Source organism: Microcystis sp. M44BS1, from assembly GCF_020244875.1.
GTDB lineage: Bacteria > Cyanobacteriota > Cyanobacteriia > Cyanobacteriales > Microcystaceae > Microcystis > Microcystis panniformis.
This window is the reverse complement of the sequence record NZ_JADBVM010000220.1, coordinates 22562-36320: the sequence shown is the minus strand read 5'-3', so window position 1 is coordinate 36320 and position 13759 is coordinate 22562. Positions and strand designations below refer to the sequence as shown.

The 13759-nt window shown below is 43.9% G+C and carries 12 protein-coding genes and 1 CRISPR repeat array; of the genes, 6 read left to right on the top strand and 6 right to left on the bottom strand.

The features are described from left to right. Positions 1–258: 258 nt before the first annotated feature. On the bottom strand, positions 259–2178 hold the full coding sequence (locus IM515_RS17380; RefSeq protein WP_287630249.1) for a YIP1 family protein: 1920 nt from the start codon (positions 2176–2178) through the stop codon (positions 259–261). 226 nt (positions 2179–2404) lie between these two features. Between IM515_RS17380 and IM515_RS17375 the strand changes: the two genes are divergently transcribed. From IM515_RS17375 to IM515_RS17365, 3 genes are all read left to right on the top strand, one after another. Beyond that, the gene (locus IM515_RS17375) at positions 2405–3877 is read left to right on the top strand and encodes a lysophospholipid acyltransferase family protein (RefSeq protein ID WP_287630247.1); all 1473 of its coding nucleotides are present in this window, start codon (positions 2405–2407) and stop codon (positions 3875–3877) included. Positions 3878–3892: 15 nt separating this feature from the next. Then, a complete protein-coding gene (locus IM515_RS17370; RefSeq protein WP_271955978.1) occupies positions 3893–4309 on the top strand; it encodes a hypothetical protein in 417 nt (138 codons plus the stop codon). Between the two features lie 63 nt (positions 4310–4372). Further along, complete coding sequence (locus IM515_RS17365) at positions 4373–5086, top strand: polysaccharide deacetylase family protein (RefSeq protein WP_287630244.1); 714 nt, start codon at positions 4373–4375, stop codon at positions 5084–5086. Positions 5087–5446: 360 nt separating this feature from the next. On the opposite strand, the gene IM515_RS17360 is transcribed toward IM515_RS17365, so the two are convergent. Continuing rightward, positions 5447–5929, bottom strand: coding sequence for a DUF29 domain-containing protein (locus tag IM515_RS17360; RefSeq protein WP_287630242.1), 483 nt, complete (start codon positions 5927–5929; stop codon positions 5447–5449). A 134-nt stretch (positions 5930–6063) separates the two neighbouring features. Beyond that, positions 6064–6756 (bottom strand): Crp/Fnr family transcriptional regulator, encoded by a 693-nt coding sequence (locus tag IM515_RS17355; RefSeq protein WP_002767122.1) that lies wholly within the window; start codon positions 6754–6756, stop codon positions 6064–6066. A gap of 472 nt (positions 6757–7228) precedes the next feature. On the opposite strand from IM515_RS17355, the gene IM515_RS17350 reads away from it, so the two are divergent. Next, complete coding sequence (locus IM515_RS17350; RefSeq protein ID WP_002752772.1) at positions 7229–7417, top strand: hypothetical protein; 189 nt, start codon at positions 7229–7231, stop codon at positions 7415–7417. Next, the gene (locus tag IM515_RS17345) at positions 7402–7698 is read left to right on the top strand and encodes a type II toxin-antitoxin system RelE/ParE family toxin (protein WP_002737690.1); all 297 of its coding nucleotides are present in this window, start codon (positions 7402–7404) and stop codon (positions 7696–7698) included. Before IM515_RS17350 ends, IM515_RS17345 begins: the two co-directional genes overlap by 16 nt. Before the next feature lie 80 nt (positions 7699–7778). Here IM515_RS17345 and IM515_RS17340 read toward each other — a convergent pair whose 3' ends face one another. After that, positions 7779–9230 carry a GTP-binding protein gene (locus tag IM515_RS17340; protein ID WP_287630239.1) on the bottom strand — a complete coding sequence of 484 codons (1452 nt, stop codon included), beginning with the start codon at positions 9228–9230 and terminating at the stop codon, positions 7779–7781. Positions 9231–9396: 166 nt separating this feature from the next. On the opposite strand from IM515_RS17340, the gene IM515_RS17335 reads away from it, so the two are divergent. After that, positions 9397–10305 (top strand): transglutaminase family protein, encoded by a 909-nt coding sequence (locus IM515_RS17335; RefSeq protein ID WP_002767119.1) that lies wholly within the window; start codon positions 9397–9399, stop codon positions 10303–10305. Positions 10306–10939: 634 nt separating this feature from the next. On the opposite strand, the gene IM515_RS17330 is transcribed toward IM515_RS17335, so the two are convergent. Continuing rightward, positions 10940–11497, bottom strand: coding sequence for a hypothetical protein (locus IM515_RS17330; protein ID WP_287630237.1), 558 nt, complete (start codon positions 11495–11497; stop codon positions 10940–10942). Between the two features lie 15 nt (positions 11498–11512). Beyond that, complete coding sequence (locus IM515_RS17325; protein ID WP_287630235.1) at positions 11513–12115, bottom strand: Uma2 family endonuclease; 603 nt, start codon at positions 12113–12115, stop codon at positions 11513–11515. Positions 12116–12789: 674 nt separating this feature from the next. Further along, positions 12790–13575: direct repeats of the CRISPR family, unit length 36 nt; unit sequence CCTTACCTATTAGGTCAAATAGGATTAGTTGGAAAC. Between the last annotated feature and the right edge of the window lie 184 nt (positions 13576–13759).

Sequence of the window (13759 nt, the reverse complement as noted above, 5' to 3'; positions counted from 1 at the left end):
ACTCAACCCAGTTTTGGAGGCTATTTTTTTCTCTCTTATCTTGGCTCAAAAACCCTATATATATGGGCGCACGGATTCCCATTATACATAAAGTCTAAAGCAAGTCTCGCCATTTGTCAAGGGTTTTGAGAAAAAAAATCGAGCCGATTTGAGAAGAGGGAACAGGTATTGGGCTGGAATTGGCGAGGATAGCCCCAAACCAGTGGTAAATAGCCATGATCAGTCAATCTCAATTTTTCTGGGGAACTTTGAGAGTAGCTAAGGAAAAGAGATTAATTTAGCCACAGTGTCCACGGTTTGCTGGCGACAGGTGCGACCATCGGCTAGGGTTCTTTCACCGTCCATATAACCCATAACCCCGTTATGATGGGTAGGTCCCAGGGAGATAATCTTGATAATGCCGAGACGACGAGCTTGATTCCAGTAGGAAAGCCAAGCGATCGGCCAGCGTTCGGGAAAAATCGTCCGACCGATCGGTTCTACCGTATCCCGTTCACCGACTAAATGATAGAACCGATCCAACTGCAAAAAACCGACATTGCCGCTAAAAACCCCCCCTAGAGAAATCATTTCGATGGGTACTTTCAAGAATTTTTTGAGATAGATAATTGCACCCAAGGAAACCTGAGCGCCGCCACTATAACCGATAAAAGTAATTGGTATCTTACTGGCCAAGGGATAATCATTGTGTAGTAATGCCTCAAGAATCACTCCCGCCGAACCCTGATTAAAAATTGGTCCGTAGCGATCATCGGCCGAAACCACGATCTTAAATAAATTCCGCAGATTGATTAAAGCCATTACACCGTTATGCCCTTTCTGACCGTTTGTTTCCACCCATTGCCAGAAACCGGCTAGAGGGCGCTCGGAATCGGTTAAGGCGCGATTAGTGGTGGAATAGGGCATAATATTGCCAACGATCCGCACTTGCGCTGGTAAAACCCCGTATAGTTCGGCCAGAAAATTTTGGGCGTAGGGTTTCAAGCGAGTGGACTCCTGACATATCCCGTCGAGATAGACGATATAACGCTGCACTTGGTGTTGGGGTGGTGCTAGTTGCTGCCAGGGTTCCTCGGCATAGACGCGACTGGGACTGTACCAACCGGCCCACCAACCCAGGGCCTCTAGAGGCGAGGTCAGTGCTTCTAGAAATAAACCCAGGAACAGTAATAATAGACTAGATCCGATCAGATCGAAGGTCAGTCGCACGGCATCATCAAGGGCCAAAAATCCTTCCTGTAGCCAAGTTTTGGCGGGAGAAAATAGGAGAATTAAACATAAACCTAAAAAACCTAGCCCCACATATTCTAGAACTGTTTTGAGATTTTGAGTTTTTATTACTTCTAAATGATGACCGATTCTGAGAAAATTTTTACTAATTGGTGAGATAAAAAGAGACATTTCCGTGAGATAATTGTGCCAAAGAGCCTCGTTTTTCGTCTTTTCTTCCTCTGTTTCCTCGCCGGTATCTTTTTCTAGGTCTTCTGGTTTGATTCCCGAATCAACAATTTTTTGCAAGTGTTTTTTATCGATCACTAATTCGACCCCTAATAATTTTTCTGTCAGCCAATGGACAGCAAAAATAAAGGGATAACCGATAGTTCTCTGGAAAACTAAAAGGACAAGAAAACCTAATAAAGAGGCGATGAAAGCATGAAGTAAAGAAATATTGAGGAGAACGGTTAAACCCACGGCCAGGGCTGCCACACTCCAGAGGATTAATAAAATATAAATCGCCCGACCAGCGTAGGGAAGAGCGATCGCTAATCCGAAGATAAAGGGTGCGTAACTAAATCCTAGGGTACTGGCCACCTCAAATAGACGGGTATCACCCCGAAATAAGAGGATAGTAACTAGCCAAAGTCCAGCGGCCCAAATGCCAAAATTAAAAGCGTAGAGAATAGAAGTAATTAATAAACTAAAAATAAAGCGGCTGGGGGGAATCCGGTTAACAAATAAGACAAAACTTTGTCCGATCGCCTCGGAAACACTAGCGATAAAGACAACGATAATCGCTTCTTCCAAACCAAAGCGCAGGGATTTAATGGTGATGAAGGCCCGGGGATCGAGAACTAGTACACCGAAAAGGGTCGGCCAGGAAGGGGCAAGAAATAAAAGCAGCAATCCAGCGATTCCTAGTAATCCCAAAAGAGCCAAGGCTTGAATCAGTTGTTTCACGGGCGTTGTTAAAGTTAGATCGGTTAATTTTGAGAAGGTCAGAGCGGGCGGTCGCAACGCGCTCGCTACGCGAGATCGAGGTTTACCGGCGGCTAGTTTGTCCGCCGATACTTAGGATCATTGAAGATGGAAAAAAATCAAATATCATCTTAAGTGAACCGATAATTTTCTCCGGCTCCGCTGAAAATCCTTGATTCTGTCCTATCCATAATAAACTCATTCTCCGATGACAAAACCTATCCGCGCCCAATCACCGCTAAAATTTCTCGCCCCCCATTTTAACCCCTTGGTCTTGGCGGCAATTTATCGGCTGTTGCCCTTCTATTTGCGATCGCAATGTCAGATTGAGCGGGTGGAAGGGGAAAATAGCGAAATTCTCGTCGATTGTTACCGCCGTTTCCAAGCTGGACAGTTGCGGTTTCTGCTTGCCTATCGTCATTCCAGCACTAACGACCCCCCCTCCTTGATCCATTATCTTCATACCAACCTGCCTAAAATAGCTGCCAATGAGGGAATAAGTTTAAATAAGCCAGTTTTTGGCTATTTTCTCTACGATAGAGGGATTCCCCTCTGGGCAGGTCCAGTGGCTAATTGGCTCTTACCGGCGATCGGTGGCGTTCCCGTGATCCGCGGTCGTCCCGATTTCGGCTGTTTGCGTACCCTGCGCCATCTCTATGTTCGCGGGCAATTTCCCTTGGCCATTGCGCCGGAAGGCTATACCAACGGTCACGGCGAACTGGTCAGTCGTTTAGAATTGGGCTGCGCTCAAACCAGTTTTTGGTGTGTCGAGGATCTGGTGGCAGCGGGGGAGAATCAGCAGGTGTCTATTGTCCCCATCGGTGTGAGGTATCAGTATTTAGAAAATCCCTGGCCGAAGATTTGGCAACTCTGTCGGGCGATCGAGCGCGAATGCGGTTTTCCTCCGGGAGATGGGGCCAATCGGCAATTAGAAAACTCTCTCTCATCGAGGGAATGGAATCCAGAGCAGCAATTGACCCCAGAGGAAGAGGCCCTACTCTACCCGAAACTATTGCGTATTGCTGAATATTTATTAGAACAAATGGAAAGTTTTTATCGGCGTTTCCATACCGCCATTCAGTTAGAGGAACAAGCGGCAAAGTTAGCCAATTTGAGTCCGATCGAGGGATTAACCCTGCGTTTACAGGGATTGATGGATGCAGTATTAAAAATGTTGGAGGGATATCTGCAAATGCAGCCCCATAGCGGTCGCAACGCGCTCGCTACGCGAGATCGCAATTTGATCGAACGCGCCCACGATATCGAGGATACGGTCTGGGATTGGATCTATCGTCGGGACGTGGACATCCAAACCCTCTCGGACGTGGAAAGAGGTTTGGCGGATCTAGTCGCGTCGGAAGCGCATCAACATCTCTGGCACATGAGATGGGTGGAGAATTTTGTCGTCGTCACCGGCCATTATTTACAAAATAAACCCACCGCTAGAAGGTTTGCAGAGACTTTATTGATGATCAATGCCCTGATTCATGAAATTACGGGCAAAGGCCAAGCTCGGCCAGCAATTGCACCACAAAAGGCGATAATTACCGTAGCAGAACCCCTCGATGTGACGGCACGCTGGCACAGCACCTATCAACGGGACGGGGCAGCCAAAAAACAAGCGGTGCGAGAATTAACTAGCACCTTAAAAAAATCTTTAGAATCGATGACAAACCCTTGACATTAGGAACTAAATATGATAGGAAGACTAGGAACTTTACCCACGATCGCCGTTATCAGCGTCATCGCGATCATTCTTTTGCTGAATGTCTTGGTGGCTTGGTTTCACTATAATGCTCTGGCAGTTCTCCCCCCCGAACATCGCCGGTTTGCACCAGTATGGATGTGGTTGATGATCATCCCGATTGTTCACACGGTTTTTATCTGGATTATCTCAGCTTTCAAGCTACCAGCATCCTATCGCTCCGCTCTAGGAGAAAATGCCCACCGGTTTGGTAGTTGTAATCAGCGTCTGGGATTAGCTTGGGCGATCGTGGCCACTACCCTATTTTTACCCGTAGTTGATATCCTCAGTTTTGTGGCCTATGTGGTTTTAATGATTATCTATTGGCAGAAACTCAACAAAATGCAGAAATATCTCCTACAGAAATAATCTTTCAGCCACTGGCCTGTAATTGCTAATCTTTGCTTCTCCTCTCATCTCTTACTTTCCCGAATGAGCATTGCCAAATTAATTGTCTTGATCGTCGCTCGATTTTTTCCGGGAGCAATTTTCTATCAACCCACAGGAGAGAAAATTATCGCCCTTACCATCGATGATGCACCCACCCCCAACGATCCCGAAGGAAAATCCACCGATCGCATTTTAGCAGCGATCGCGGCTCATAATCGAGAAAAGGCCAGTCCAGCAACCCCCGTCAAGGCGACTTTTTTTCTGATCACAGGACACCTGCAACCCAATTCCACCTTGATTGAGTGCCTAATCGCCCAAGGTCACGAAATCGCTAATCACGGCACCCAAGATCTCCGCACCAGTCAACTGGCTGCCGACGCTTTTGCTAGTCAGTTTCGGGAAGCTAACGATATTTTAAGTCGTCTTGCCGGTCAAGCACCGCGCTGGTATCGTCCCGGTCAAGCCTTCTATAATCAATCTATGCGCTCGTTTTTGCGGAAATTCCCCGGCTACGAGTCCCGATTTGCTCTCGCTTCCATGATTCCTTTAGATACCAGAAAAGGAACGAATCATCCTCAATTTACCACTTGGTATATCTCGCAATTTATTTTCCCCGGGGCGATTTTAGTGCTTCACGGTGGTTCCCCCGAAAGAGATGAGAATACGGCGATCGTGCTGAAGAATTTATTAGCGAAATTACACGATCGAGGTTATCAGGTGGTGACTCTCAGCCAATTAGTTGATCACAAACGTTAAGTAGGGTTTGCGGCAAAAAGTTTTTCCTGGGGGCAGGGTGTGACCCCCCCAACCCCCCCCGACATCGGGGGGGTTGGGGGGGTGTAGGGTGTAGGGTGTGGGGTGTGGGGTGTGGGGTGTGGGGAGTTTTCTCAGTGAACTGATAACTGATAACTGATAACTGATAACTGATAACTGACTTCTAACCCCACCAACAAACTTTTTCAGCAGACCCTAAATACACTAATATTGACATTCTCTAATCCGTACTACGAAAAGTATTGCCTAAAAAATACGGATGTTTATTGCCAGAGTGATTGCCCTTGTCTATAAATTGACATACTACTACTATGCTACTTAGTGAAGTGCGGAATGTGGGTCTTAACTAAGAAAAGGTGCGATATCGATGGGGAACCAATCTCCGTCTAATACTTGTTCGAGAGTTAATATAGACTCTAGGGGAATTGTATTTTTATCGACAATTCTCCCATCAATTAGGGTTTGTCTTGCGTCTGAATAGGCTTCCCCAAAGGAATTAAGGGCATGATTTTTCAGTGTTGGGGTTTTCATCTTTTTTTTCAGTTGCACTCGAAAAGCGGCTATCTCTCCTAGCCAATGACGCGCGTTTCGTTCTCTTTCCGTTGTCCAATAACTCAGTTTTAAAAGATGAATTAATAGTTGAGTTAATAAACTTTCGACAGCTTGGCGCTCGCTTTTTCCCATGCACTCTACTTCCTCGATCAGATTTTCCCAGTCCACTCTGTTAAACTCTTTTCGCTTTAAAAGTTCGGCGGTTTTTTCTGTCCAGAGAACAAAATCTTCCTCGTAGAGAACGGAGAGCGATAGCGGGGTTTGTGCGGTCATAATAGATTTCTGGCGTTGCTGATTTGTGATAGGAATCTTGTTGTGTGGGGTTTTTAAAACCTAGAGCCAAAGTAGCTTTTGCATAGAATGCACGGTTGGCATTCATAGCTTGAGTCAGCAACACCGCAGAAAAATTAATTCTGACTCAAAAATAAACTGGGCAATCCGATAAGATTATCTTGCTTAAAAAAGATCGAATTTTGTTGTCGCAATTTACCGATTAATCTTGTTACTGTTACTCTGGTAGTGCCGATGGCGCTGGCAATTTGAGCGTGAGTTAGGGGATAGGGAAGATAATAGCCTTCTAGACAGGGTTGACCGTATTCTTCCAATAATAGAACCAAGAACCCCATTAATCGATCGAGGGAGCGTTTTTGACCGAGAATACTCAACCAAAATAACTTACGCTGGTATTGATGGCGAAAAGTTTCCATAATAGCCGATCGCAATTGCGGCCATTGTTCTAGGTCTTCCCAGTATAACCAGACTAACTCAGTCTCGTCTAGATGAGCTTGGGCTTGTAATTGAAAGGGAAATTGAGAAACAATCTCAAAAGGTTGACCTGCACCCACAAAACCGAGAAATACTTCCTCACTATCGGCAATAGGTAGTTGACGGGGGGATTTTTGGTCGATAACGTTAACTTGTGCCTTACCAACAATACGAATCGCCCCAGATTCGACAAAGTATAACAGTCCGGGGCGTGTGGCGACTTTTTCATCTTTGGCAAAGGTATGGTTACGATAATGGGATTTTGCCCAGTTAAAGATTTCTGTTTCTTGACCGATTAAGGGTATAAAATCCGACGAAGGAACCGAAGAAGACATTAAAATTAATAACCCATTGGGGCGTTGAGGGAACTGTAAACTAATGTAACAAAAAATTTCTGCGATTGGGGGGGTCTTGTGGCCGCTAGATGCTTATTGGCAATAATCCCTAAAAGTTGCGGGGATTGAGCAGATAGGAGAATTATTAAGTATTCTTAACAGAACACCCGCCCCAATGTTACAAAAGCGAGATAATCACCTTATCTATTCTTAACTTTTTCTCGCTTTTCTGGGGACTATGGCATAAGATAGGATGCGTGACTATTAGTTTTCTATCTATGATATAGCGTTTCTCTTAAAGATGAAGTATAAATAAATTTGGCATTATCTCTTGGCGACCAGCTACTGTTAACCGTTCCCTGTTCCCTAAAACCAGATACTTCGTACCTCACTATTAAGATAACTGTTATAGATGATAGTTGATAGATAATTTAAATTTATACTTTTCCTTAAAAACTTCGGTCAAACTTGTATGAATAGCATTAGACAAAAAGTGGAATCCCTCTTGAATCAATTACCGGATGATTGTTCAATTGAAGATATTCAGTATCATTTATACGTTCTGGAGAAGGTGCGTCAAAGTTTGAGCGCGGCTTCTCTAGAGAATACAATCCCCCAAGAAGAAGTTGAGGGTCTTTTAAACAAATGGCTGATCGAGTGAATTATCGCCTTGTCTGGTCGCCCAAAGCAATTGAAGACGTGGATGCGATCGCATCTTATATTAGTCGAGATTCCCCGTCCTACGCGGCGGCCGTCGTGCGTCGAATTCTTGATATAAGCTATTCTTTAGAAAATTGTCCCCTAGAAGCGAAAAAATGCGCCGAATTTAGCGATGATACCATCCGAGAAAAGTCTGCCTATGCCTACCGTCTGATCTATCAAATTCAAGGGGCGGTAGTTATTATAGCGGCGATCGTCCATAGTAAGCATTTCTTGGATTGATCGAGTCAGTGGTCAGTTATCAGTGATCAGTTATCAGTTATCAGTGGTCAGATTTGAGTTTTCAATTTACTGTTTACTGTTTACTGATCACTGAAAAGTCCCCCACCCCCCAATTTTGAGCCTAATTCCCGCTTAATCCGGTTGAGAATCGAGGTTTCGTCGAGGGAATCGAGAATACTGGCTACCACTGCCTTCGGGCCATCGGGTCCCCAGGTGGCCCCATTAGCGAGATAGGTTTTCGTCACTTGGCCGATCGCGTAACAGGATACACCGGCAACCCCCGCTTGAGTCAGGGCGATCGAAGTATAGGGAAGGAGAGAAATGCCGCCAGTGGCAGGAATCGAGAGGCCGAGTAGTCCTTTGAGGGAACTTAAGCCCAAAACCGCTAAAAATTCGCTGGCACTAATGCCACCCATATTGAGGGCAATTTTTTGTAAAAGAGCGATCGCCCCCTGACGAGTTAAATCGATGCCGTATAAGCGAGAAAGAGCGAGAATCATGGCTAGATCGATAACTGCTCCCGTCAACAGATCCAACACCGTCACCGGATTGAGAGCGATCGCCGATGCTTTGATCATCACTGCTTTTTGAATCAATTGATTAGCACCGCGATCACGGATAGCCATTTTGCGGGCGACAATTTGCTCGTTTACCTCGTCCGCATACAGCATAGAATTGAGTGCTACGAGGGATTTACCCTCTCGCTCTAGAATTTCCAAAATTTTGAGTTTCAGGGCTTCTATCTGGGGGTTTCCCCGAAATCGTTGCGTTTTTAGCCGCCCATCCTGCCCTTTAACCGTCTCCGCCAAGAGGGGAGAGGCTGCCACCATAACAATCTCATCGGGGGAGAGTAATTCTTTCACCCGTTCTGAGGCGATTTTCTCATAGATAGCGAGGCGATCGACTTCCGGATACTGATCGATTTTATTAAAGACCAAAATCATCGGTTTTCCCGCTTCCCGCAACTTGGCCAGGGCGGAAAATTCCACTTTGGTCATATCACCAGAGATGATAAAAAGGATTAAATCCACCTGCTGCGCCACCTGACAGGCGAGAATTTCCCTCGTTTGCCCATCTACCTCATCAATACCGGGAGTATCAAGCAATTGCACCTGAGCATTACCCTGGCCGTTCAGGGTCAGACGCTCTAGATTAGGGAAAGTATCATCGCTGCTTAACTGCCAATTTACCCCTTTAATGGTGCGGGTAACTCCGTGTAGAGGACCGGTTGTAAAGATTTCTTGACCGACCAGAGCATTTAAAATCGAGGATTTTCCCCGGCCCACCAGACCAAAAGCGGCAATTTGAATCAGGGAGCGATCGAGTTTTTCTAGCAGGGCCACTAGGCGATCGATCTCCGCTTCTAGACCAATTTTCTCGATCGAGGTAAGATCCAGACGCTCAACGAGTTTGCCCAGAGAATTGCGTGCCTGATTATAGTTGAGTTCTTCTTGAATAGTGCCGACACCTCGAAGCGCTTGTTCTAGGTCTTCGGTATTCCAAGCTCGATCGAGGAGCGGGTCAGAGGTCATTTCAGTTATCGGTTATCAGTTATCAGTTATCAGTGATCAGTGATTAAGTGGGTGGGTGTTAAAAATTGTCAGACACCCCCCTTATCAAGGGGAGATTAAGGGGGGATTAAAGGGGGAACCATCTTCAATTTAATTATAACCAGCTACTTTATTAAGGATAATCAGGATGAGTGTCATCTACGACTTGGAACACATCACCACCTATCATTATCGTAAACCGGTAACTTTTGGGGAACATCGGGCGATTTTTTTGCCTAGTGCCGGTCACGGTGAAAGAATTATCAGTTATTCTGTGGAGGCGAATATTGCCGCCAAAACGCGCTGGACTATGGATACTCTATCTAACAACGTGGTAGAGCTTGAATTCGCTGAAGCAGCCTCAGAATTAATCGTTACCTGTCGATTACGGGCGGAACATTTTGGCTTAAAAGCGATCGCTGATTTTCCCCTCGCTCAACGGGCGATCGAAATTCCTGTCCAATATACCCCCGATGAATGGTTAGATCTGGTGGTGTTTATGCGTCCCCACGCCGAGGATGCCGACGGCAGCTTGGCAGCTTGGGCCAAAAGTTTTGTAGCGGGGGACCAAGATAATACCCTCGATGCCATGGCAAGAATGATGGCGGCTATCAAAGATAATTTTACTTACCAATCCCGGGAGAGTGAAGGAACTCAATCCCCCGGAGAAACTCTGCGGCTAAAGTCGGGAACTTGTCGCGATTATGCTTGGTTAATGATCGAAGCTTTGCGAAGATTGGGTTTAGCCTGTCGTTTTGTCAGTGGCTATCTCTACGATGCTGCCCTCGACGGTGGTGAAGTGGGGATGACTGGCTCTGGTGCTACCCATGCTTGGTTACAGGTTTATCTACCGGGGGCAGGTTGGCGTAATTATGATCCGACTAATCAAATTACCGCCGGCTTTGATTTAATTCGAGTGGCGATCGCTCGTCATCCCGGTCAAATCATACCTCTTTCCGGTTCTTGGTTTGGTGATGCTGATGACTTTTTGTCGATGGATGTTAAAGTGACCATTCGCAAGCTGGGGACGCTGCCAGATTTTGATCCGAGGGAATAGGTTGAATTATCGGGTTTTTCCTTGACTGGCGATCGCGGAAAACGGGTTTCTCGGGGAAACCCGTTTTCTACTCATGCAATAAAGCGAAGATTGCCGTTAGGTTCTAGCATTTTTATCGATTTTTGTCAAGATATATTTGACACAATTTATTAGAAAAAGGGGTTCTTTTAGAAACCCTTTTTCTGCTTTCCAACTAATCCTATTTGACCTAATAGGTAAGGATAGTCCAGCAACAGCCGCTGCCAAAACAAACCCAAACTAAATAACCCCGTTTCCAACTAATCCTATTTGACCTAATAGGTAAGGAACACCCCTTGCAAAGTCTCATACTTTTCTAAAGTCTAGTAAAGAAATACATTAAATGTCAAGCCGTCCTCAAAGGACATTGTAGCCAATCTTCATTTTTTTCGATTGTACCACTGCCTTTACTTTTCAGATAAATTAAATCGCCGTAGTTTTCAATACTCTCATCATTAAGATTAATTTTATGGGAATAAACATCGATGGCTATAGTTACTCTATCTTGACCTTTTTCGGTGACAACAAGCTCAAATTTTTCGCTCTTTGGGTCTGTGATCGCTAATTTACAACAAAGGATAATAACTATCAGAATATTTATTATATTGAAAGATTTTTACTCCTTCGGTAGCGAGAATAGTGCCGACCATAATAGCGACGCTAATCGGACCGATATAGGCAAGATAAATAATAGTATTTGGGGAGTTTTTTTCTTAAGTTTCTCTAGATTATAGCGTAGTATTTGCAGAAAAGCTTTCAGCATTTCTTGATCATAAATATCACAGGAGTAGTTAAAAATTAAATCTGTTTCGCTAATATTAAGATACTGGTCAAGATTATTTTGATGATCTTTGTATTTATTTTCTGTTTCGATGATATTAAAAAGCGATTGCAGAGCTTTATTACTATCGGCAGGATTAGCAATATTAATCACTATCGGTAGAGGAATTGCTCGATGTTTATAGAGTTCGTATTTCTGAGATTCTCGCCAGATACCGATGATAACTAGAGCTAAAGTAATCAGAAAAATTAGATCATATCCCTGACCAAATTGATCGGCAATTAGTGCTAAAATAGCGGCGATGGCTAATGCTGTATTGGTGAAAGGATTAAAGATAATATTATAGGGATATTGACGCAGATTACTCAGGACATTTTTAAGAGATTTCAGCATAATTTTACTAGAGATTTAGGGCATAATATCGAGAAGACACAGAGACAATTCGGGAAAAACTGCCGAACTAATGCGCTCATAAAGACGATATAATTTTTGTTGATATTCATCACCTTCTAGCTGATAAATAGTCAAAGTAGGCTGTTTGGGTTTACCGATAAAAGAGATGCCACCCAATCCACGAAAATCGACAATCCAATATTCAGCAATACCCAAAGATGAGTATTCTTCAACTTTGCGTGCATAATCATCTTGCCAATTATTACTAACCACTTCTACCACTAATTTAATTGCTTGGGAGCTAGTTAAAATTGGTTGTTTTTCCCAGAGAGGTTCGGTGCTGAGAGCCACTTCATCTAAAATGATGACATCGGGACGTAAAGCAGTAGCTTGACCGGATTCTGGACGGAGCAAACAGTTTTTAGGAATTGTCCAGGGTAAATGTAATCGAAAAATTTCTCCCCACAGTCTTCCTGCGATTTTTCCCGCTACGGATTCCTGAGGTCCAGTGGGTTCCATGTCTCGCAACTCCCCGTCAATTAATTGATAGCGTGGGTCATCTCCATACTGAGTCAAAAAATGTTCAAAAGTGAATAATTTAGGAGATAGGTAGGTCATGATTTTTATCGGATTAGACCTAAAACTTGTTGTTGTTATCTATGATACTAATGACTCGCCAGAATCGGAGGATTTTTGGGGTTAAAAAATCCTTAAAAAAACTCCCACCCCCGCTACCTTCCTTAATAAGTAGCTAGACAATTAATTAGGGAGGCACAATTATTTGTAGGATGGGTTAGCGGTAGCGTAACATAATCGGGCGTTGGGTTTCATGCTTCAACCCAACCTACGTTCTCCCACCCCCGCTACCTTCCTTAATAAGTAGCTAGACAATTAATTACAGATAATTACTTAAGCAAAATTAATTACACATCCAGAGGCGGAAACTGTACGCTAAAGTAGTAGAAAGGGTCAATCCTCAAGAGGATGATGAGCGCTTCTATGGGATTTCCGAAGAAGCTGTCTCTAGATTGTTGGTGATGGGAGGTTCTCCTCCTCAACCACCCCCAAATCTCTACATCATCTAGCTTGTCCCCTAACTCTTGGTTGAAAATCGATGCAGTCTCTCCCCGACCTAAAACCCCGATTCTCTGGTTAGATGTGTCGATTACTCTCCCAGTCAGGGTTCTACCCTTTGGTATCGGGACTTTTACCCCCCCCAGTACCACCTTTTTGGAGATGCGTCGATTTGGGGGTCTGTCTTCCCCTCTCGATGAGACTTTCCAAGGGGTACTCCTTACCTATTAGGTCAAATAGGATTAGTTGGAAACAAGGTCGTTTCAGAGACTTTACCCTCAATCGCTTTCAAGACTCCTTACCTATTAGGTCAAATAGGTAAGGTTGGAAACTAATTAGCGGGTTCTCGATCGATTAAAGTAATTTCTTTACCTTACCTATTAGGTCAAATAGGATTAGTTGGAAACGGGATATAAGAGGGATTCATGATATTAAGAAGAGCCTTTACCTTACCTATTAGGTCAAATAGGATTAGTTGGAAACTCAAAACCAAACACGGCGGCTAAAAGTCTCATATTTCCTTACCTATTAGGTCAAATAGGATTAGTTGGAAACGTACACTTAATTTCGCCATTTATTTTTACCTTTTGATCCTTACCTATTAGGTCAAATAGGATTAGTTGGAAACGGAGAAGGATCAGGGGCATAAATCGTGGTAGTAATCTGATACCCTTACCTATTAGGTCAAATAGGATTAGTTGGAAACATCATCACAGGCAATCCAGTGGATGCTTTAAGAGACCTTACCTATTAGGTCAAATAGGATTAGTTGGAAACAATACGAATGGCCGTATATGTTTCTGTTTCTGTTGTGCCTTACCTATTAGGTCAAATAGGATTAGTTGGAAACGTCGGTCTGGCGTGAATAATGCAGGAAATTGCTGGTAGATCCTTACCTATTAGGTCAAATAGGTAAGGTTGGAAACTAAAAAAGTAGGGCTAATTCATGAATTAGCCCTACTCTTACTCCTTACCTATTAGGTCAAATAGGATTAGTTGAAAGGCAGAAAAAGGGTTTCTAAAAGAAACCCTTTTTCTAATAAATTGTGTCAAATAAATAAGATAAAAAATTTCAAATATATCTTGACAAAAATCGATAAAAATGCTACAATTAGGCGTGAGTGTTCGCTAAAACTGAAAACATAGTTAAGACAGTAATATGTTCAGCAATCCGTTAGGATTCCTAAC